This is a genomic window from Methylobacterium sp. 001424705 (assembly GCF_059816145.1).
In genome coordinates this window covers 43,825-62,044 of sequence record NZ_JCBANU010000025.1, presented here as the reverse complement: position 1 = coordinate 62,044, position 18,220 = coordinate 43,825, and the positions used below count along the sequence as shown (strand labels likewise).

General features: G+C 63.7%; 17 protein-coding genes and 1 pseudogene. 5 read left to right on the top strand and 13 right to left on the bottom strand.

What is annotated here, in order from left to right:
• Positions 1–315 precede the first annotated feature (315 nt).
• Complete coding sequence (locus AC6EUL_RS18140) at positions 316–1,635, top strand: MFS transporter (protein WP_499871763.1); 1,320 nt, start codon at positions 316–318, stop codon at positions 1,633–1,635.
• 29 nt (positions 1,636–1,664) lie between these two features.
• Here AC6EUL_RS18140 and AC6EUL_RS18135 read toward each other — a convergent pair whose 3' ends face one another.
• The 3 genes and pseudogenes from AC6EUL_RS18135 to AC6EUL_RS18125 form a co-directional block, all read right to left on the bottom strand.
• Positions 1,665–2,363: a DUF2290 domain-containing protein gene (locus AC6EUL_RS18135; protein ID WP_499871761.1), complete on the bottom strand. Its 699-nt coding sequence runs from the start codon at positions 2,361–2,363 to the stop codon at positions 1,665–1,667.
• Positions 2,350–4,533 (bottom strand): DEAD/DEAH box helicase, encoded by a 2,184-nt coding sequence (locus AC6EUL_RS18130; RefSeq protein WP_499871759.1) that lies wholly within the window; start codon positions 4,531–4,533, stop codon positions 2,350–2,352. The genes AC6EUL_RS18135 and AC6EUL_RS18130 overlap by 14 nt, the downstream gene beginning before the upstream one ends.
• 111 nt (positions 4,534–4,644) lie before the next feature.
• Positions 4,645–5,058 (bottom strand): annotated as a pseudogene (locus tag AC6EUL_RS18125) (CoA-binding protein); the annotation flags it as partial.
• Between the two features lie 142 nt (positions 5,059–5,200).
• On the opposite strand from AC6EUL_RS18125, the gene AC6EUL_RS18120 reads away from it, so the two are divergent.
• The gene (locus AC6EUL_RS18120) at positions 5,201–5,641 is read left to right on the top strand and encodes a PaaI family thioesterase (RefSeq protein ID WP_499871757.1); all 441 of its coding nucleotides are present in this window, start codon (positions 5,201–5,203) and stop codon (positions 5,639–5,641) included.
• Between the two features lie 196 nt (positions 5,642–5,837).
• Positions 5,838–7,130: a hemolysin family protein gene (locus AC6EUL_RS18115; RefSeq protein WP_499871755.1), complete on the top strand. Its 1,293-nt coding sequence runs from the start codon at positions 5,838–5,840 to the stop codon at positions 7,128–7,130.
• Between the two features lie 788 nt (positions 7,131–7,918).
• On the opposite strand, the gene AC6EUL_RS18110 is transcribed toward AC6EUL_RS18115, so the two are convergent.
• Positions 7,919–8,452: a Ros/MucR family transcriptional regulator gene (locus AC6EUL_RS18110; RefSeq protein WP_499871753.1), complete on the bottom strand. Its 534-nt coding sequence runs from the start codon at positions 8,450–8,452 to the stop codon at positions 7,919–7,921.
• Between the two features lie 832 nt (positions 8,453–9,284).
• A complete protein-coding gene (argC, locus tag AC6EUL_RS18105) occupies positions 9,285–10,223 on the bottom strand; it encodes an N-acetyl-gamma-glutamyl-phosphate reductase (protein ID WP_499871751.1) in 939 nt (312 codons plus the stop codon).
• A gap of 220 nt (positions 10,224–10,443) precedes the next feature.
• On the opposite strand from argC, the gene AC6EUL_RS18100 reads away from it, so the two are divergent.
• On the top strand, positions 10,444–10,947 hold the full coding sequence (locus tag AC6EUL_RS18100) for a hypothetical protein (RefSeq protein WP_056274408.1): 504 nt from the start codon (positions 10,444–10,446) through the stop codon (positions 10,945–10,947).
• 4 nt (positions 10,948–10,951) lie between these two features.
• On the opposite strand, the gene AC6EUL_RS18095 is transcribed toward AC6EUL_RS18100, so the two are convergent.
• The 5 genes from AC6EUL_RS18095 to AC6EUL_RS18075 form a co-directional block, all read right to left on the bottom strand.
• Positions 10,952–11,203, bottom strand: coding sequence for a hypothetical protein (locus AC6EUL_RS18095; RefSeq protein ID WP_499871748.1), 252 nt, complete (start codon positions 11,201–11,203; stop codon positions 10,952–10,954).
• Positions 11,204–11,281: 78 nt separating this feature from the next.
• Positions 11,282–11,761, bottom strand: coding sequence for a 30S ribosomal protein S9 (gene rpsI, locus AC6EUL_RS18090; RefSeq protein WP_056222465.1), 480 nt, complete (start codon positions 11,759–11,761; stop codon positions 11,282–11,284).
• A gap of 2 nt (positions 11,762–11,763) precedes the next feature.
• Positions 11,764–12,225, bottom strand: a complete 462-nt coding sequence (rplM, locus tag AC6EUL_RS18085; RefSeq protein WP_056184577.1) for a 50S ribosomal protein L13 — start codon at positions 12,223–12,225, stop codon at positions 11,764–11,766.
• A gap of 361 nt (positions 12,226–12,586) precedes the next feature.
• Positions 12,587–13,096, bottom strand: a complete 510-nt coding sequence (locus AC6EUL_RS18080; RefSeq protein ID WP_499871791.1) for a ferritin-like domain-containing protein — start codon at positions 13,094–13,096, stop codon at positions 12,587–12,589.
• A gap of 181 nt (positions 13,097–13,277) precedes the next feature.
• Positions 13,278–13,478 (bottom strand): hypothetical protein, encoded by a 201-nt coding sequence (locus AC6EUL_RS18075; protein WP_056222462.1) that lies wholly within the window; start codon positions 13,476–13,478, stop codon positions 13,278–13,280.
• Between the two features lie 558 nt (positions 13,479–14,036).
• Between AC6EUL_RS18075 and AC6EUL_RS18070 the strand changes: the two genes are divergently transcribed.
• Positions 14,037–14,267, top strand: a complete 231-nt coding sequence (locus AC6EUL_RS18070; protein ID WP_499871745.1) for a hypothetical protein — start codon at positions 14,037–14,039, stop codon at positions 14,265–14,267.
• Positions 14,268–14,294: 27 nt separating this feature from the next.
• Here AC6EUL_RS18070 and AC6EUL_RS18065 read toward each other — a convergent pair whose 3' ends face one another.
• Genes AC6EUL_RS18065 through AC6EUL_RS18055 form a run of 3 tightly spaced genes read right to left on the bottom strand, consistent with a single transcriptional unit; the run spans position 14,295 to position 18,189 of the window.
• Positions 14,295–14,759 (bottom strand): PTS sugar transporter subunit IIA, encoded by a 465-nt coding sequence (locus AC6EUL_RS18065; protein ID WP_056492747.1) that lies wholly within the window; start codon positions 14,757–14,759, stop codon positions 14,295–14,297.
• Complete coding sequence (locus AC6EUL_RS18060; protein ID WP_499871742.1) at positions 14,756–15,457, bottom strand: response regulator; 702 nt, start codon at positions 15,455–15,457, stop codon at positions 14,756–14,758. The genes AC6EUL_RS18065 and AC6EUL_RS18060 overlap by 4 nt, the downstream gene beginning before the upstream one ends.
• Positions 15,454–18,189: a DUF4118 domain-containing protein gene (locus tag AC6EUL_RS18055; protein WP_499871740.1), complete on the bottom strand. Its 2,736-nt coding sequence runs from the start codon at positions 18,187–18,189 to the stop codon at positions 15,454–15,456. The genes AC6EUL_RS18060 and AC6EUL_RS18055 overlap by 4 nt, the downstream gene beginning before the upstream one ends.
• Positions 18,190–18,220: the final 31 nt, after the last annotated feature.

The window sequence follows — 18,220 nt, the reverse complement described above, 5'->3', positions numbered from 1 at the left end:
CGCACACGCCCACCCTCTACGCCTCGGCCGCGACCGACGGAAGGGGGCGTCATCCGCTGAAACGAACGCTGGTTCTTTATGCCGGACGGGGAAGGGGGTCAAGGCACGCGATGACCCTCCCCCCTCCGCGGGGGAGGGTGCCTACGGAGCAGGCGGCAGAGGGGGGCACCCTCTCCGACTAGGGCGCACCCCTCATCCGACCCGCTTCGCGGGCCACCTTCTCCCGTAGAGGGGAGAAGGCGATGCGCGCCAACGCTCCGCCCGACCCCGAACCAGCGCTATCCTGCCGGTCGCGCCTGCGCTAAGGCCCCGGCCATGAGCCAGACAGCCCTCCGCCCCGCCGCGACCCGCCCGACGACACCCGCCGAGGCCGTCCCGGCGGCGCGCATCCTCATCGCCAGCTTCGTCGGCACCGCGATCGAGTTCTACGACTTCTACGTCTATGCCACCGCCGCCGCCCTGGTGATCGGGCCGATCTTCTTCCCGCCCGGCGATCCGGCGGTGCAGACCCTGGCGGCCTTCGCCACCTTCTCCATCGCCTTCGTCGCCCGGCCCCTGGGCGCCGCGTTCTTCGGCCATTTCGGCGACCGGGTCGGGCGGAAAGCCACCCTGGTGGCCTCCCTGATGATCATGGGCCTGTCGACGGTGCTGATCGGCTGCCTGCCCTCCTATGCCACCGCCGGCTGGTGGGCGCCGCTCGCCCTCTGCGTCCTGCGCTTCGGCCAGGGCGTCGGGTTCGGCGGCGAATGGGGCGGGGCGGCCCTGCTGGCGGTGGAGAACGCGCCCCCGGGCCGGCGCGCCCTCTACGGCATCTTCCCGCAGCTTGGGGCGCCGGTGGGCTTCATCACCGCCAATCTCGGCTTCCTCGGCCTCGCTTTGGCGCTCAGCCCCGCCGACTTCCAGGCCTGGGGCTGGCGCATCCCGTTCCTGGCGAGCGCCGCCCTCGTGGGCGTCGGGCTCTATGTCCGCCTTAAGCTCACCGAAACCCCGGTCTTCAAGGCCGCCCTGGAAAAGGCCGCTCCGGAAAAGGTGCCGCTGGCGGTGATCTTCACGAAGTACATTCGGGCGACCCTGCTCGGCACCTTCGCGATGGTGGCCTGCTACGCGGTGTTCTACCTCTCCACCGTCTTCGCCCTCAGCTACGGCGTCTCGACGCTCGGCTTCACCCGGCCCACCTTCCTGCTCTTCGAGTGCGTGGCCGTGCTGTTCATGGGCCTCGGCATCCCCCTCTCGGGCTGGGCCGCCGACCGGTACGGCCGCCGCCCCGTCCTCCTCTCCGGCCTCGTCTTCACGGCGAGCCTCGGCCTGCTGATGGGCCCGATGCTGGGCAGCGGCCAGGGCGGCCTCGTCCTCGGCTTCCTCTGCCTCGGCCTCTTCGCCATGGGCTGGCTGTTCGGCCCCATGGGCGCGCTGCTGCCCGAGCTCTTCCCGACCCGCGTGCGCTACACCGGGGCGAGCGTGACCTACAACCTCGCGGGAATCCTGGGGGCGTCCGCTGCGCCTTACCTGGCGCAGCGGCTGAGCGAGTGGGGTGGTGTGGGTTGGGTGGGATTGTATCTGGCGGTTGCGGCTGGGATTAGCTTTGGGGCTGTGGCGCTGATGGCGGAGACGCGATCAACTGGAATCGATAGCTAGACATGGAATTTTGAGCGAGTTCCAATTTTTCAGTAAAAATGAAAGCTACTTGCCTCAATTGCTGTGAAAAGATCATCAGAAATAATTCGGCAATTTGCTTTTTCGGCAATCAAAATCCGATCAAGACTATTTTTGCAGTCGATATCATCGTCGTCGAATAAAGACCACCTCTGAGGGTAATACATCTTCGAAATTAATAATGTGAATGCTTTTCCAGTCAGAACTCGCCTAAGCGGCCACCTATTTTCAGAATGATGCCCTAGATGGAAGTGTGAGCACGGGTGTTTAAGGCCTCTATGCTGTGAAGGAGCATTTTCATAGCGGATAAGCGGGATCGCTCCGGGAACTTCGGTGCCCTTCAGTAAGGCCATCATGTCCTCATGCGCTATCATTCCAGCGTAAGACAATTCTCTCCATCCCTTAAGTCTGGATAAAGCTTCAACATCCCCTGATAAATATGGGTTTGGATAATACGCATATCTTACACAATCAGCTTCGGATATACTGAATTGAAAATAGGAGTAGTCTGAAAGCAAAAAGTTGTAATAAGACAGATTTAATCCTATTTCGTACAGATCTCGATATTTCAAAGATGGATCTAGAGCAGAGTCTCGAAATTGCAAATTAACCTCAAGTGGAACTGGCGTAGCAAATGTTTCCGCCAGACCTAGCTGCTCGATTAATTCCCATGAATTATAAATGCTCGTTTGTAAATCACGCTTCTGCATCTTTATCCCCTAGGTTCAGTAAATATGTCACCTCCGTTTCATCGACACCTTCTTCGCGAAGTTTTTTTACGTACTCGTCATGAAGCCTTCGTACTTTCAGAGTTCTTTGATTCAGATCCCGTTGAATGGTTTCTATTCTATCAAGGTCTGGCATTTCAAAGTCGAGTAGAGGAAAGTGCTCTTGAGCTTTCTTGAGTTCGTTCACGACTGAGCCGGCCAAAGACCCCATCCCAGAGATGCGAAGCCAAGCCTTTGTACGGGTAAATGCCGTGAATAGTTTATTTCTTCCAAGTCTCGACTGTAGGGCGACGGCGTCGACTCCTGAAGCAATCACAACGGCTGCTTCATTTCCTTTGGCGCGATATACGGTCGAGAGGGTAACACGACCAGGAATGGAGAATGGAGGCTCATTGTAAGGGTCGGCAGTAATGTTATTACTGGATATTCCAGCCATAGCCAAAAAGGACGATACATATTTGAAATAAGTTTTAGAAGACCTATCATCAAGTACGATAACGATGATATCTTCAGGCTGAAGGCCACCATCAATAAATCTTTTAACTTGCAAAACTATCCATTCGCATTCTTGTTTTACATCCGCAGCGATAAATGATTCAATGAGCGGTGGTGCGCCAATTTGACTAATTTCAACTGGGCTATTTTCAATTGGCCTTTCAATGAGGATATTCTGGCCGACCTCAAATTCTCCAGCCGAAATTACACGGTATCCGACATCTTCCCAATGGTCTCGACTCTCAAGTAGTTGAACAATCGTTCCATATATCCCAAAACCGAGCGCGTGGGCAATCGTAAGTACCTCACGTTGATTTCGATAGCACTTGCTTAAAACGATGTCATTCTCAACGCCACTTGGCAGTAACCTTGCTGCTCTTGCGAGCGAGACCCTTGGTCTTCCATCTGTGTCTTTGCCAAATAGATCTTCCGGACTTCTAATTTTAATATCGAGTATGTTTTGCAATTCGTCATATGCCCAAACGAGATTTTTGGCATCACGCTGGCCTTTGACTAGCGAAAAACATAGTTCATAAAATCCAGTCGGAAAGTCTTGTCCTTCGTCTATCAATATGTGGTCATAATAAGATTCAACCGAAGTCCTTTTAAGTAAATCCCTGCAAGCGTAATCAAAGGGATCGATTCGCTCTCTGCGCCGCCCGGAAGTAGCCATTGCTGCTGCCGCTGCTTGTTGAGCTGCGCCAAAATTCATAGGTGTAATTGCATGCCGGCGACATGCATCAGCGTAAGTTCCCGAAGATGAAACGCCTCCCCAGCCATGTCGTATTTGTATTTTACTCCAATCCGGATCTTCCTCTTTGAAGTTTCTGAAGAATTTTGTTATTAAAACTTGAAGAGAAGCTCGGAGGGATTTTGTATAGAATGTCACCAATATTAGATCGTTTGGATTAGTCAAATGAAGATGAGCAGCTTTCATAGCTAGGATCACCGTTTTGCCCGATCCTGCCAAGCCACGAATTCTTTGAGGTCCCGAGACGTTTATTAGCGCCGCTCTACGCTGATGTTCATCGAAATTCGCGATTTCAGCTTCTAACTTTGACAACGCGAGAGCTGGAATCTGAACCGCCGGATTTTCAATCATACGTGGCTTAGGTCTGTTTAGTGCCTTTGCACCCTCAATCACAGAACGAGCTTCAGGCAAAATATCAGGCGTATCGCGATTAACAGAACTGCCCTCAAGGAGGCGGTCAAAACCTTCCAGTGAAGTGACTATAGTCGATTCCACTTCTGCGCTCGATATCGATTGGTTTCCGTTGGAAACAAATATTATTGGCGTGACAGGAAATACAACCTGCGATAAACCCTTCCTCAGTATTTTACTCTTTAAAAACCGTCCAATCAAAGTGCTACAAAACTGCGTTAGCGATTCGTCTACATCCGGAACAAATCTTGATGTCCTGCTCTCATGGGATTGATCGAGGAATCGAATTGCAAAAACGCCATGAAGCGGGGATAGGAGCAGCGCATCCGGCTTGTGCGTAACGGTTTCGTAATCAGAGTAAGTTGGAAAATCGTAATATAAAACAGCCTTGTCTAAATTTAGACGACTTGAATTAGATCTCAAATACTCAACAAATAGCCTTCCTGTAGGATCGTCTGATATTCTTCCTGTCGTAATCATCAGATCGATTGCCATATCTAACTCCTATCAACTTCTTGCAGATAAATGATGTAAATATATCCAATCAATATGTGCGGATCAGCCCATATTTAGCCAGAGATAAAACGAAGTCGAGCGGTTTTATAACTCAATCTTCGGGCACCGATCCATCACCACAACACACCCCGCCGCCTCAGCCCGTGCGGCGGCGGCATCATCCCGCACGCCGATCTGCATCCAGATGAAGCGCGGCGGCTGGGGGAGGGCGAGGGCCTCGTCCACCACGCCGCCGGCGGCGTCGGAACTGCGAAAGATCTCGACCATGTCGACGGGCTCGGGCAGGTCGGCGAGGCGGGCGATCACGGGCTGGCCCTGGAGCACCTGTCCCGTAAGCCCGGGATTGACCGGGATCACGCGGTAGCCGCGGTCCAGCAGGAAGGCCATCACGTGGTGGCTCGGCCGGGCCGGGTTGGCCGAGGCGCCGACCAGGGCGATGGTCCGGGTCTCGGCGAGGACCCGGCGGATCAGGGCGGGGTCGTAGGCATCGTGGGACTGGGGCATCCCCGATCTTGTCGGGCAAGCGGGGGCGTGCTGCAAGGCTTCGCGGGGTCTCGCCCAAGACTCGCGAAGCGTTGTCCAGTCATTGCGCGGGGAACCCGCGTCTTCGGGTCGGTCGTGGCCCGATGAATCGGAGTGTCCGTCCATGTCCGAGCCCCTGCCCCAGGCCCTGTCCCTGGAAGAGACCGTGGCCTTCCTCGAATCGGCCTTCCCGCAGATGGAGGCAGGGGGCCGGACCTACCACCTCGTGGAGGTCGGCCCCGGCCTCGCCCGGATGCGGATGGACCACCACGACCGTCACCTGCGCCCCGGCGGCACGGTCTCCGGCCCGTCCATGATGGCGCTGGCCGACTACGCCCTCTACGCGGCGATCCTGGCCAGCCTCGGCCCGGTGGCGCTCGCCGTCACCACCAGCCTCAGCTTCAATTTTTTGCGCAAGCCCGGCCCCACCGGGCTCCTCGGCACCGCCCGCCTGCTCAAGCTCGGCCGCCGCCTCGCCGTCGGCGAAGTCCACATCACCGGCCCGGACGGCGCCCCCCTGGTCTGCCACGCCACCGGCACCTACGCGATTCCGCCGGGGGCCTGAGGCGACGCGCGACGGGGTCGGCGCCGAGCCCGAAATGCCGCGACCTCGACACGACCCGCGCGGTATACGCAGGCGTTTTCCAACCGGTGGACCGCCGGACCGCTTCGCCCCGCGGGTTCGCTGTGGCCCGGTTCGCGCGTAGCTGGTAGAGATCCGGCGCTGACCAGGGGAGACGACGATTTCCGACGATGTATGGGTGACCGGCCTGGGCCTCCTCGCCGTCTTTGCCCTCGTGCTCGCCAACGGATTCTTCGTGGCGGCCGAATTCGCCCTCGTCTCCGTCCGCAAGAGCCGGGTCGCCGAACTGGTTTCCGAGCGACGGACCAACGCCCGATCGCTCCAGCGCGCCACCGATCAGCTCGACGCCTACCTGGCCGCGACCCAGCTCGGCATCACGATCTCCTCCCTGGCCCTCGGCTGGGTCGGCGAACCGGCCCTGGCGCATCTCATTGTTCCGGCACTGCATTTCCTGCCAGATCCGGTCGGGACCACGGCCGCCCACACCATCGCGGTGGTCATCTCCTTCGTCCTCATCACGGCGATGCACATCGTGCTGGGCGAGCTCGCCCCGAAGAGCCTGGCGCTCCAGCGCAGCGAGCGCACGGCCCTCGCGGTGGTGCGGCCCCTGGGCGTCTTCCTCTTCGTCTTCCGCCCGGCGATCCTCTTCCTGAACGGCCTCGGCAACGGCGTCGTCCGGATGTTCGGCCTGCAGACGGGCCACGGCGAGGGCTCGCTGCACTCCACCGCCGAACTGAACCTCCTGGTCCAGGCGAGCCAGGAGGCCGGCCTGATCCGCGAGGCGCAGCAGGAGGCGGTGCAGCGCATCTTCTCCATCGGCGAGCGCCGCGTGCGCGATATCATGACCCCGCGCCACGAGGTCGAATGGGTCGATGCCGACGAGGAGCCGGAGGCCATCCTGACCTCCGTGCGCGCCTGCGACCACGCCCAATTGGTGGTGAGCCGCAGCGAAGTCGACGAGATCGTCGGCGTCGTGCGCAAGCAGGACCTGCTCAACCAGCTGCTCGACGGCAAGCCCGTCAACGTCCTGGCCGTGACCCAGCCCCCGATCGTCGTGCACGAGAGCATGTCGATCCTCGCCGTGCTGGAGACCTTCCAGGCCAAGCCCGTGCGGATGGCGGTGGTGGTCGACGAGTACGGCAGCCTGGAAGGAATCGTCACGCAGACCGATCTCCTGGAGGCGATCGCCGGAAACATCCCCGAAGTCGGCGACGAGCCGAACGTGGTCGAGCGCGAGGACGGCTCGCTCCTCATCGACGGCATGATGCCGGCCTCGCAGGCCTTCGACCGCCTCGCCTTCGCCGAGCATCCGGATTCCGACGACTTCACCACGCTCGCCGGCTTCGTGATCTTCCGCCTCGGCCGGATCCCGGGCACCGGCGACCACTTCGAGTCGCATGGCTGGCGCTTCGAGGTCGTCGACATGGACGGCCGCCGCATCGACAAGGTTCTGGCGACGCCCCTGTCCTGAGGGCCCAGCGGGTTCGGGGGATGGCTGCGCACGATCGACGGCAGCGCGCCCTTGGCGGATCGCGTTGACGCCCACGGGGGCCGGGAGGCCGCGCCGAATGCGGTTTCCAGGGCACCTTCGAGAACCTCGCCGCTCGCGGGAGCGACGGGCATGCGCGCGTTCGGGATCATAGGACGACGCAGGAATGGCGAGTCGTCCCCCTCACGCACCACGCGAAATGGAGGGCGAGGGCGTCCCGCAAGCACCGGATCTGGAGGTCCGCTGGGGGGACCAACCGATGACCCGCGGCCTGCGAGGTTCAACCGGCCACGCCGACCTCCAGCCGGGCAGTCACGGCGCTTCTGCCGAGCCCATGACACGTCCTGCGCCCCGCTCCTCCTCGGGAGAGCCGACGCTCGAAGGCGCCGGCGAGGGCGCTCTACAGCGGCTCGATCGGAGGGCTACGGACGCGCTGACCGGTGCAGGGCGGGGGCCTCATGGCAAACGCCGCACCGGAGCTGCAGCGGTTACAGGATCGCACGACACAAGCGTCTCGCTGACGCGCACGCGCTCGACCGATGTGGAGCGAAGGGTGCAAGCCCGCAAACATACTCCTCCAGCACTCCGGATGGGACGGGTTGCGAGGCGAGCGCTGGCTCAAGACATCGGCACGTCACGCAAGCAAGCGGACCGGATAACAACACGAGCGGCGCGGACCGGGCGGACACCCGATCAGCGCCCCATCGCCGGTGCAGACCATGTCGAAATCGGTCTGCACGCACCTTGGCGCGTGCAGACCTGTTCCAAACTCAGGCGTCGACTTTCTTGCGCGGGCCGCGACGCTTCTTTTCGGCCTGCGGAGCCTCGGCGGCCTCCTCCTCGGGCGGCGGAGCGGACACGGTCTCCTCCGGCGCGCTCTTGGCTACACCCTTCCGGCGCTGTTGACCGAGGCCGAGGGCTCGGGCCAACTCGGAACGCTGCTCCGAGTAACTTGCCGAGGTCATCGGATAGTCGGGCGCGAGGCCCCACTTGGCCCGATACTGCTCAGGCGTCAGGCCACGCAGGGTGAGGTGGCGACGCAGCGTCTTGTACTGCTTTCCGTCCTCGAAGCTGATCAGATAGTCCGCCGTGATCGAGCGGCGGATCTCCTGGGGAGTCGCCTTCGGCGGACCCGCCTCGGCTGCCGGCGTGCCACTGGCGGTTACGCCACGGATCGCCTCATGCACATCACTGAGCAGCTTAGGAAGCTCCGCGCTCTGTACATGATTATTGCTGACGTAGGCCGAGACGATGTCGGCGGCCAGGGTGATGAGTCGAGCTGCGTCGTTGTCTGTTTCGGTCATGTCTCGTAGCCAATCTATATAAGAGCCGATGTTGTCTTGGAGCGTAGGCTCAGATCTTTTTGCAAGCAAGATGTTACATCACAGAATGAGCGATTTTTCATCCTGTCCGTGTGGATCATTTATCAATTTTTCGCGTATCGCCTGCACACTTTGAAGCAGTCGCGTTCCAGTTGCCCAACAAGACCATCACGGATCGAGCAGGAGCGGAAATTTACGCATGATCCGAGAGACGATGCTGGAACAAACCATTCCGTCAGCGCAACAGGATCGGGCTTAGACCGAATCCGTCCCTCAAAGAACGCTCGGCATTGTTGACGCGTGCGCAAACGGCGGTTTCACCCTACGCGGACAGACGGAAATCCGCGCCTCATCGAGAGCATCGACTGCTGTTCCGACGGTCTCCCACAAGATTCGGACCGACCATCGGACATAACGTTGCGTTCGATAGAACACTTTTACGGTGTTCGCAATGAATGGAGGAGAGTTCGTACAGCATCAGCCAGAAATGCTTGGGGAAGGCCGTGCCGGCATCTGACCAGAGATCGTCGGTGAGGAAGGTGGGTCGCCATTTTCTGGTTTGCCCATAGTTCTTCTTCACGAACGCCGCAGCGATCTCGCGTGGATGAGAACCTGTCTGTGATCAGGGTAAAGTGTTGTCGATCGAGGCTTTGGTACAGCGTCGGCCCGCGCAGCACAGCTACGGCGTTCGGCACGCGAATCCGGTGTCGACGCGGCACACGCATCCCGTGTCGGGTACGACCTTCTCGACGTGTACCATCCCTACCCGAGAGAGCGCCCCCAGCGAACGGGGCAGGGGTGCGCTCCGAGGCGTTCAGTCGAGCCCAAGCATCAGGGTGATGTTCTGTACGGCTGCCCCCGATGCCCCCTTACCGAGATTGTCGAGGCGAGCAACGAGGACGGCTTGTCCATACGCGTCTTTGCCGAAGACCCGCAATTCGAGCCGGTCGGTGTCGTTCAGGGCTTCCGGCTCGATCCGCTCATCTTGGTCGGCGGGGATCACCCGGACGAGATCCTGCCCCGCGTAATAGGCACGAAGGGCGGTCTCCAGATCCGTGACATTCGGTGAGCCCGGCAGGGTATCGAGGTGCAGCGGCACGCTCACCAGCATGCCCTGCCGAAAGTTCCCCACCGACGGGATGAAGATCGGCCGCCGCGTCAAACCGGAATAAGCCTGGGTCTCGGGCAGATGCTTGTGGCCGAGACCCAGGCCGTACAGCAGGAAGGGCTCCCCCTGTCCCGCCTCGTAGGTCTCGATCATCGCCTTGCCGCCACCACTGTAGCCGCTGACCGCGTTGATGCTGATCGGGAAATTCGCGGGGATCAGACCGGCTTCCACCAGGGGGCGGAGCAGAGCGATCGCGCCGGTCGGGTAGCAGCCGGGATTGGCCACGCGGCGGGCTTCCCGGATCGCCTGCGCCTGGAGGGGCTCGAGTTCGGCGAAGCCATAGACCCAGGCCGGATCGACCCGATGGGCCGTGCTGGCGTCGAGAATGCGGGGCCCGCCGCCCGGCAACGTGTCGGCCAGGGCAACGGTCTCCTTTGCGGCGGCATCGGGGAGGCACAGCACAACGAGATCGACCGCCTGCAGAAGGTCGCGCTTCACCGCGACGTCCTTGCGGCTTTCGTGCGGAATGCTCTTCAGGGCGATGCGGCCGTCGCGCTCGAGGCGCTCGCGAATTCCGAGACCGGTGGTCCCTGCCTCGCCGTCGATGAAGACCGTGGGCTTCCGCCCGACACCGTTCTCGCTCATGGACACCTGATATCCTTTTCGTCGAGTCGACGAAGACGCATCCTGCATCGACCCGTATGCGCCACGTGGCCGGGACGCTTCGTCAAGTCAATGTCTTCGCGACACTCGAAGAAGGGCGGATGACGGGCGATCAAGCCTGTGTATCGTTTCCCCTTGCCTGGAACGGCGCCGTCGACTGGCCTGTTATGGGCCAAAGGAACCATCAATCGAGGAACAGCGAATGTCGGCCAGCGCGGAGAAGAGTGATCCCAAGCTCTGGGAGAAGGTGAAGAACGAGGTCACGGCATCCGACAAGGGCGGAAAACCCGGACAATGGTCGGCACGCAAGGCGCAGGCTGCGACCAAGGCCTACAAGGATGCCGGCGGCGGCTACAAGGGTAAGAAGTCGGACGACAACCACTTGAAGCAGTGGACCGAGGAAGAGTGGGACACCAAGTCCGGCAAGAAAAGCGGCGAGACGGGGGAGCGCTACCTGCCCAAGAAGGCGCGCGATTCGGTGTCCAAGTCCGAATACGACCGGTCGTCGAAGAAGAAGCGTGCCGATTCGGCCAAGGGGAAGCAGTTCTCGAAGCAGCCCGCCGACGTCGCGAAGAAGACCGCCGCAGCGCGTAAATCCCAATCCGGTAAGACCAAGGCGGACCTCATGAAGGCGGCACGGGAAAAGGACATTCCGGGACGCTCGAAGATGTCGAAGAGCGAACTCGAGCGCGCCCTTCACGCCTGATCCATCAGACGACCAGCGTTCCCCAGGACGGTTGCCACACGTTCTGCGGGTCGATCACAACGATCTCACGATCGCTCTCGTTCGCGACATGGACGGCGATGCCGAAGGCTTGGGCGATCGGAAGCGCGCCGGTGGTGCTGAAGAGGCGGCCGTCGGCGAGCTTCACTTCCCCCGTCGTCGCGCCGTCCGCCTGTGCGAGACAGAGGGTCACTGAGGAGGCGTCAGGCTCGGTCACGCGTCGGAAGGGCTTGGCCATGGGGACTCGTCTTTCGGAGGCTCAAAAAGGAAAGGGCGGCCGAAGCCGCCCTGACCAGACATATCTCAAAGGAAGCGCTTAGCGCTTCGAGAACTGGAAGCTGCGGCGGGCCTTCTTGCGGCCGTACTTCTTGCGCTCGACCACGCGGCTGTCGCGGGTGAGGAAGCCCTCACGCTTCAGCGGCGAACGCAGCTCCGGCTCGTAGTACGTCAGCGCCTTAGAGAGGCCGTGGCGCACGGCGCCGGCCTGGCCCGACAGACCGCCGCCATGCACCGAAACGGTGATGTCGTACTGGTCGACGCGGTTCGCGATCTGCAGGGGCTGGCGCAGGATCATGCGCAGCACCGGACGGGCGAAGTAGGTCTCGACGGCGCGACCGTTGACGACGACCTTGCCGGTGCCCGGCTTGATCCAGACGCGGGCGACCGCGTCCTTGCGCTTGCCCGTGGCGTAGGCGCGGCCCTGGGCGTCGAGCTTCTGAACGTGGACCGGGGCGGCGTTCTCCGGCGACTCGACGTTCGCGCGGTTCAGGTCGGAAAGGGACTGAAGGGTCGCCATGATCAAGCGCTCACGTTCTTGCGGTTGAGGCTGCCGACGTCGAGCGCCTGCGGCTGCTGGGCGGTGTGGGGATGCTCGGAGCCCTTGTAGACCCGGAGGTTGCCCATGATCTGACGGAAGAGCGGGCCGCGCGGGAGCATGCGCTCGACGGCCTTCTCCACGACGCGCTCGGGGAAGCGACCGTCGAGGATGAACTTGGCCGTGCGCTCCTTGATGCCGCCCGGGTAGCCGGTGTGGTGGTAGTACACCTTCTGCTCGCGCTTGCGGCCGGTGAACTTCACCTTCTCGGCGTTGATGACGATGACGTTGTCGCCGCAATCGACGTGGGGCGTGTACGCAGGCTTATGCTTGCCGCGCAGGCGCATGGCGACGATGGAGGCGAGCCGGCCGACGACCAAGCCCTCTGCATCGACGATGATCCACTTCTTGTCGACGTCGGCGGGCTTCAGAGAAAAGGTCTTCATCCCGTGGCGTTCCGTATGGTGTCTGGACAAAACGATGCGCCGTCGCGTGCGGGACGCGACGGCGTTGGCGGCTGCATTAGGCCCCCAACTGCGTTTCGTCAAGACGGACAGGCTCTCTTCCACGCCAGTGAAACGCCGAAAGGTGCGATCTTTCAAGCCTTTCGAGCACGAGGTATCTGGTTACCGCATGACGATCCGCTGATCGCGGGGATCTCGTCTCGTGACCCTCAAGGCCTCACGGAAGGCCCTTGAGCGAGCAATTCGTCGTCAGGAAGACGCGGCGTCTGTCACGTGAACGCACCCTGCACGCACAGACGAGCGAACGTGCAGGGCAACCGACTGGGCCGGGTAATTTGCGAGATCAGCGGTCCGCCTTGTCCCCGGCCAGGGTCAGTTCGATGTAGCGCACGGTGGTCGGACGCACGAGGTCGCGAACCTTACGCGCCATCGCCTCTTCTTCCCGCAGGGATTGCTGGAATCCCGTGAGCGCCGTCTGCTCTCCGGCGGCCTCCGCAATGGCGAGGAGCGACTCGTAGGCCGCGATCTCGAAGTTCTCGAAGGCATGGTTCGCGAAAGCGTTCTTCAGGATCTCGTCCTGGGCGGGCATATGCCCGAGCGCCATCATGTTTCCGACGAAGCCGAGCACACCCTCCTTGAGGCTCGAGGGACTTTCGGAAAGGCTGTGCAGGGCTTCCTCCAGGCGGGTCCGCTGACCGTGCGTCTCCTCGATATGACGGCGCAGGGCCGCCTCCATCTCGGGGTAGCGCTGCAAGCGCTCGACCTGCCGCTCCATGATCTGAAGCGCCTGCATCTCGAGTGCATGCGTGTTCTTCAGAGCCGTGACATAGATTTCGCGCGTCTCAATAGCCACGTTTCTCGTCTCCTGATCGGTAGCGAAGGCGTTCGCCGTCGTTACGAGAAGATCTCCATCGCGGCTCATGTTCCGGCGCAACCTGCGACATCTGTGGGTGCCGCCGCCGCGACATGCCAGCATCGAGGAGCGCCACGTTCGCAAACCGCTGACCCGCATCGACGCGGAGATGTGGCCACGCTCAGCCTCGCTGCAGCCGCTCCAGTTCCGCCTCCGCGGCCAGCGCCCGCGCCTTCCACGCATCGCGCTCGGCCTCGGTGGCGCGCGCCGCGGTCTCGGCACGCTGAGCGCGCGCCGCCTGGGTCGCGGCCAGGGCCTGAGCCCGTTCGCGGGCGCGGGTCTCGCCCGCCATCTGCACCTTCAGGTCGCGGGGCGTGGCCATCGCGGCATTCCTTCATTCCGGTCCGTGGGGCTGCCTTCCCGCGCCGGTACGCCGGGGTCAAGGTCCGCGCCGCAATCTCAGATGGTCGTCGAGAAGGTAGACCCGGCCCAACAGGAGTCGGCGTCGACCCGGGAGATCCCGAGGATCGGCCCCTCCGCCGCAGAAAGCCACGGCAACAGAAGCCGCCCGAGACCGGGCCGGTCAGGCTTGCCCCCGTCGCAGGCGAGCGAGGCCGATCGCAGCATGGCGAGCCCCCGACTCAGAGACCGGATCCCCTTAGGACGGTTCGGGAGCATGAGGCGCTTCAGGCGAAGGGGTCCTATCGTCTCGGGACCAGCTGCACATCCGAGGTGCTGTCCCGTCGCCGCATCGTGCGCGAGCCGGCCAGCCCCGCAAACCACATCGGCCATCCGGGGCCGGCGCGGCTGCGAGGGGGCCAGGGGATCCTGATGCGACCCTTATGAAACGACGCCTCGTTGCCGCTCGAACCCTCACGCGCCGCGACGCAAATTCCTCCTGCGATCCGACACCGGGATCGTGCGAACCCACGAGCCATCCATGCCCCGTCCCCGTCCGGTCACGCCCGTCAGCCCGATCTCGGGCCCCGACACGCCACGCTTCGTCATCGGCCAAGACGGGCGGGGGTGCTGGGTGGCCATCGAAGTCCATGGCCGGGCCGGCGGCCTGTTCCGCACCTGCCAGGCCGCGCTGCACTACGCGGTGGAGGCGACGGCGCATCGACCGAATGCCGTCATGATCGCGGCGGAGCGCGTCGACCTTCGGATCTGAGGGAGCGAACGGCGTTCGGACTGGCTCTCAACCGCCGGCCCCGAGCCCATTCCGGCGCAGGGCAGCATGCAATCCCGGCACGTCACGGGCGGTGCGCAGGGCCACCGCGACGTCCGGATCGCGCAGCCGCCGGGCGATGCAGGCCAGCGCAGTCACCGAGACGTCCCGGGGGTCCGCCGGCAGGAGCAGGAGCGCGACGAGGTCCACGGGACACCCATCAATGGCCTCGAAGTCGAGGGGATCGCGCAGGCGGGCCAGGAGCCCGAAGGGTCGGTCCAGGCCGTCGAGGCGCGCATGCGGCAGGGCGATGCCGTCGCCGATCCCGGTGGAGCCGAGGCTCTCGCGCGCCGCCAGGGCCGCGCGGATCGGCGCCGCCTCGCGCCCGAGGGCGAGCGCCGCCCGGCGCGCCAGGTCGTCGAGGAGCGCCGCCTTCCCGGCCGTTCGCAGACCGCAGATGACGCGGTCCGCGGGCAAGAGATCGTCGACGGTCATCGGATTGGTCCGCCCCCATCGTCGGGCGCGCGCAGGCGGTAGCCGACGCCGGTCTCGGTGAGGAGGATCCGAGGGCGCTCGGGATCGGCCTCGAGCTTCTGACGGAGTTGGCGCATGTAGACCCGGAGATATTGCGGGTCGGACGAGGTCGAGACCGCGTTCATCAGCTGGGCGTGGGTCAGGGCCTTTCCGGCATGCTGTACTAAAACCCGCAGGAAATCGTATTCCCGCGGCGTCAGCTTCACCTCCGCGCCGCGGACGCGGACGATGCGGCGCACGAGGTCCACGCTGAGGCCGTCGATCTCGAACAGGGCGCGCTCGCCCTGTACCGCCAGCTGATGACGCAGGGCCGCCCGCAGGCGTGCCAGGAGTTCACCCATGCCGAAGGGCTTGGTGACGTAGTCGTCCGCGCCGAGGTCGAGGGCCTCGACCTTGCCCGGCTCGTCGTCGCGGCTCGACAGAACCACCACCGGGAGGTCGCGATGATCCTCGCGGATGCGACGAAGAAGATCATGCCCGCGCATATCCGGCAGGCCGAGGTCCAGAATGATCAGGTCGATCGTCTCGCGGGCCAGGATCTCAAGAGCGACGCGCGCGTTCGGCGCCTCGAGGATCGTGTAGCCCTGCGTTGCCAGCCCCATTCGCAGGAGTTTGCGGATGGGCGGCTCGTCATCGACCACGAGAACGGCGGGGCTCATGCGGCGAGGTCCGAGGCGGTGGCGCTCGTGGCGGGCACCGGGAAGAGGAGGGTGAAGACGGCGCCGCTGCGGTCTTGCCGGTTGCCCGCCGTGAGCGTCCCGCCCATCGCCTCCACGAAGCCACGGGCGATGGCGAGGCCGAGTCCGGTCCCGGCCCGCACGCTGTCGCCCTTCCGAGCGCGATAGAACTTGTCGAACACCCGCTCCCGCTCCGCCTCCGGCAGGCCGTCGCCCGCGTCGATGACCTGAAGGCGGACCTGGGACGGCCCGCCGGACGGGCCGGAGACGATCTGCGCCGTCACCGTGACGGTCGAGCCGTCCGGGGCGTACTTCGCAGCGTTGTCGAGGAGGTTGACCAAGACCTGTTCGAACAGGACCGGGTCGAGGCGAAGGGCCGGGAGATCCGGTGCGAGGTCAAGGACGACCCGGTGCTCGGCCAGGATCGCGCCCAGGCGGCGCAGGGCGGTGTCGACGATCTCCGCCACGTCCTGTGCGGTCAGGTTCGCCGCGACCGCGCCGGCCTCGAGCCGGGTCATGTCGAGGAGATTGACGATGAACCGGTTCAGCCGCTCGGATTCGGCGATGATCGTCGCCAGAAGGTCGCCCTTCGCGTCCCGGCCGAGATCGGCGTCGAGGTCGCGCAGGGTCGTGGCGGCCCCGAGAACCGAGGACAGGGGTGTCCGCAGGTCATGGGAGATCGAAGTCAGCAGGGCCTGGCGCAACCGGTCGGTCTCGGCATCGCGTTCGGCCCGCGCCAGATCCTCCACAAGACGGACCCGTTCGATGGCGAGGGCGCCCATGTCGGCGAGGGCATCGAACAGCCGTCGATCCTCGGGCGTCAGGATCGGTCCGCTGCCGTCCGCGTCGAGGCCGATCACCCCGATGGGGCCGCGACCTGTTCGCGTCGGTATGAAAATACGACGGGCCCCCGGAAGCGTATCGGCACCGCGTCCCGCCGGCCGATCGTTTGCGAAAGCCCACTGCGCCGCGGCCAGATCCGCGGCGTCGAGGCGGTCCTCGGGGGGATACCCGGCCCGGACCGTCACCGTGTCGCCCTCGGGCAGCAGCAGCACGACCCGTACGTGCAGCATCGCGGCGATCTGCGCGGAGGTCGCCCAGAGAACGTCGTCGAGGGTTCCGCAGGCGGAAAGCTTGCGGCTGAAGCCGTAGAGACGCTCCGTCGCCCGCGCCCGGCGCTGGCTGACCACCGCCACCGCCCGAGCCCGGGCGGCGAGGTTCGAGACCAGCACGGCAACCAGGGTGAACAGCAGGAACGCGGCCACGTTGGTCGGGTCGGCGATGGTCAGCGTGTAGACCGGCGGCAGGAAGAAGAAGTTGTAGGCCAGCGACGCGGCGACCACGGCGGACAGCGCCGGCCCCAGGCCGAAGCGCGCCGCGACCGCCACTACCGCAGTCAACAGGAACAGGTCCGCGTTCTCGACCCCGAGGTAGGGCTGCAGCCCGAGGGCAAGGCCGAGGCCGGCGAGGATAGCCAGGGCGGCGAAACCGTAGCCGGCGCCGTCAAGGGCGGGTCGGACCGGAGCCGTCGCCACCCTCTTGGGGGAGACGGGCGCCGGCAGCGTCTCACCGGGCACGACGTGGATGCTGATGGCGCCGCTGCGGCGCACGAGATCGTGGACCACCGAGCCGTTGAAGAGTTCGAACAGCCAGGACCGCGTCGCCTTGCCGACGACGATGTGATTGACGTTGGCGCCCCGGGCATAGGCCAGGAGGTCGTCGGCGACGCGCCGGCTCCCCGGCAGGGTCACGGCGTCGCCGCCCAGCCGATCGGCGAGGCGCAGGGCGTCGGCGACCCGATCGCGGTCCGCTTCGCTGAGGCCGAGGCTCCGCGCGCCCTCCACCGTGACGGCAGTCCACGGCGCGTGCAAGCGATCGGCCAGACGCTTAGTGTAACGGACGAGGCCGGCTGAGCGCGGATCCTCGCTCACGCAGACCATGACCCGCTCCCCGGCACTCCAGGGTCCCGCGATGGCATGAGCCTGCATGTGGCTGAGGAGTTCGTCGTCGACCCGATCGGCGGTCCGCCGCAGGGCGAGTTCGCGCAGAGCGGTCAGGTTGCCGCGGGAAAAGTAGTGGCGTAGGGCACGCTCCGCATTGGCGGGCACGTAGACCTTGCCGGCCTTCAGGCGCTCGATCAGGTCGTCGGGATTGAGGTCGACCACCTCGATGTCGTCGGCCCGGTCGAGGATGCCGTCCGGCACCGTCTCGCGCACCCGGATGCGCGTGATCTGCGCGACGACATCGTTCAGACTCTCGACGTGCTGAATGTTGAGGGTCGTGTGCACGTCGATGCCGGCGGCGAGCAATTCCTCGACATCCTGGTAGCGCTTGGGATGGCGCGAGCCCGGCGCATTGGTGTGGGCGAGTTCGTCGACTAGCGCCAGGGCCGGCCGCCGCGCCAGCAGGGCGTCGAGGTCCATCTCCTCGATGACGCTGTCATGGTAGGGGACCCGCCGGCGCGGAACGACCTCGAAGCCCTCGATCAGGACCTCGGTCTCGCTGCGGCCGTGGGTCTCCACGACGCCGATCACCACGTCGGTCCCGGCCTTGAGGCGAGCCCGGCCGATCGTGAGCATCTCGTAGGTTTTGCCGACCCCGGGAGCTGCGCCGAGGAAGACCTTGAGGCGGCCCCGTCCCGTCTCGTCCCGGCGCGCGCGGTCGAGCAAGGCCTCCGGCGAGGGACGCTGGCGCTCGCGGACATCCTCACTCATGGAAAGTCCCTCATCCCACGTGTCCTCCGGC

What these genes read in the sequence shown, in the direction of transcription:
- AC6EUL_RS18140 (WP_499871763.1), top strand. Translation starts at nt 316, where the DNA reads ATGAGCCAGACAGCCCTCCGCCCCGCCGCGACCCGCCCGACGACACCC.
- rplM (WP_056184577.1), bottom strand. Translation starts at nt 12,225, where the DNA reads ATGAAGACCTTTTCTCTGAAGCCCGCCGACGTCGACAAGAAGTGGATC.
- rpsI (WP_056222465.1), bottom strand. Translation starts at nt 11,761, where the DNA reads ATGGCGACCCTTCAGTCCCTTTCCGACCTGAACCGCGCGAACGTCGAG.
- AC6EUL_RS18065 (WP_056492747.1), bottom strand. Translation starts at nt 14,759, where the DNA reads ATGACCGTCGACGATCTCTTGCCCGCGGACCGCGTCATCTGCGGTCTG.
- AC6EUL_RS18135 (WP_499871761.1), bottom strand. Translation starts at nt 2,363, where the DNA reads ATGCAGAAGCGTGATTTACAAACGAGCATTTATAATTCATGGGAATTA.
- argC (WP_499871751.1), bottom strand. Translation starts at nt 10,223, where the DNA reads ATGAGCGAGAACGGTGTCGGGCGGAAGCCCACGGTCTTCATCGACGGC.
- AC6EUL_RS18130 (WP_499871759.1), bottom strand. Translation starts at nt 4,533, where the DNA reads ATGGCAATCGATCTGATGATTACGACAGGAAGAATATCAGACGATCCT.
- AC6EUL_RS18120 (WP_499871757.1), top strand. Translation starts at nt 5,201, where the DNA reads ATGTCCGAGCCCCTGCCCCAGGCCCTGTCCCTGGAAGAGACCGTGGCC.
- AC6EUL_RS18070 (WP_499871745.1), top strand. Translation starts at nt 14,037, where the DNA reads ATGCCCCGTCCCCGTCCGGTCACGCCCGTCAGCCCGATCTCGGGCCCC.
- AC6EUL_RS18095 (WP_499871748.1), bottom strand. Translation starts at nt 11,203, where the DNA reads ATGGCCAAGCCCTTCCGACGCGTGACCGAGCCTGACGCCTCCTCAGTG.
- AC6EUL_RS18100 (WP_056274408.1), top strand. Translation starts at nt 10,444, where the DNA reads ATGTCGGCCAGCGCGGAGAAGAGTGATCCCAAGCTCTGGGAGAAGGTG.
- AC6EUL_RS18055 (WP_499871740.1), bottom strand. Translation starts at nt 18,189, where the DNA reads ATGAGTGAGGATGTCCGCGAGCGCCAGCGTCCCTCGCCGGAGGCCTTG.
- AC6EUL_RS18110 (WP_499871753.1), bottom strand. Translation starts at nt 8,452, where the DNA reads ATGACCGAAACAGACAACGACGCAGCTCGACTCATCACCCTGGCCGCC.
- AC6EUL_RS18075 (WP_056222462.1), bottom strand. Translation starts at nt 13,478, where the DNA reads ATGGCCACGCCCCGCGACCTGAAGGTGCAGATGGCGGGCGAGACCCGC.
- AC6EUL_RS18060 (WP_499871742.1), bottom strand. Translation starts at nt 15,457, where the DNA reads ATGAGCCCCGCCGTTCTCGTGGTCGATGACGAGCCGCCCATCCGCAAA.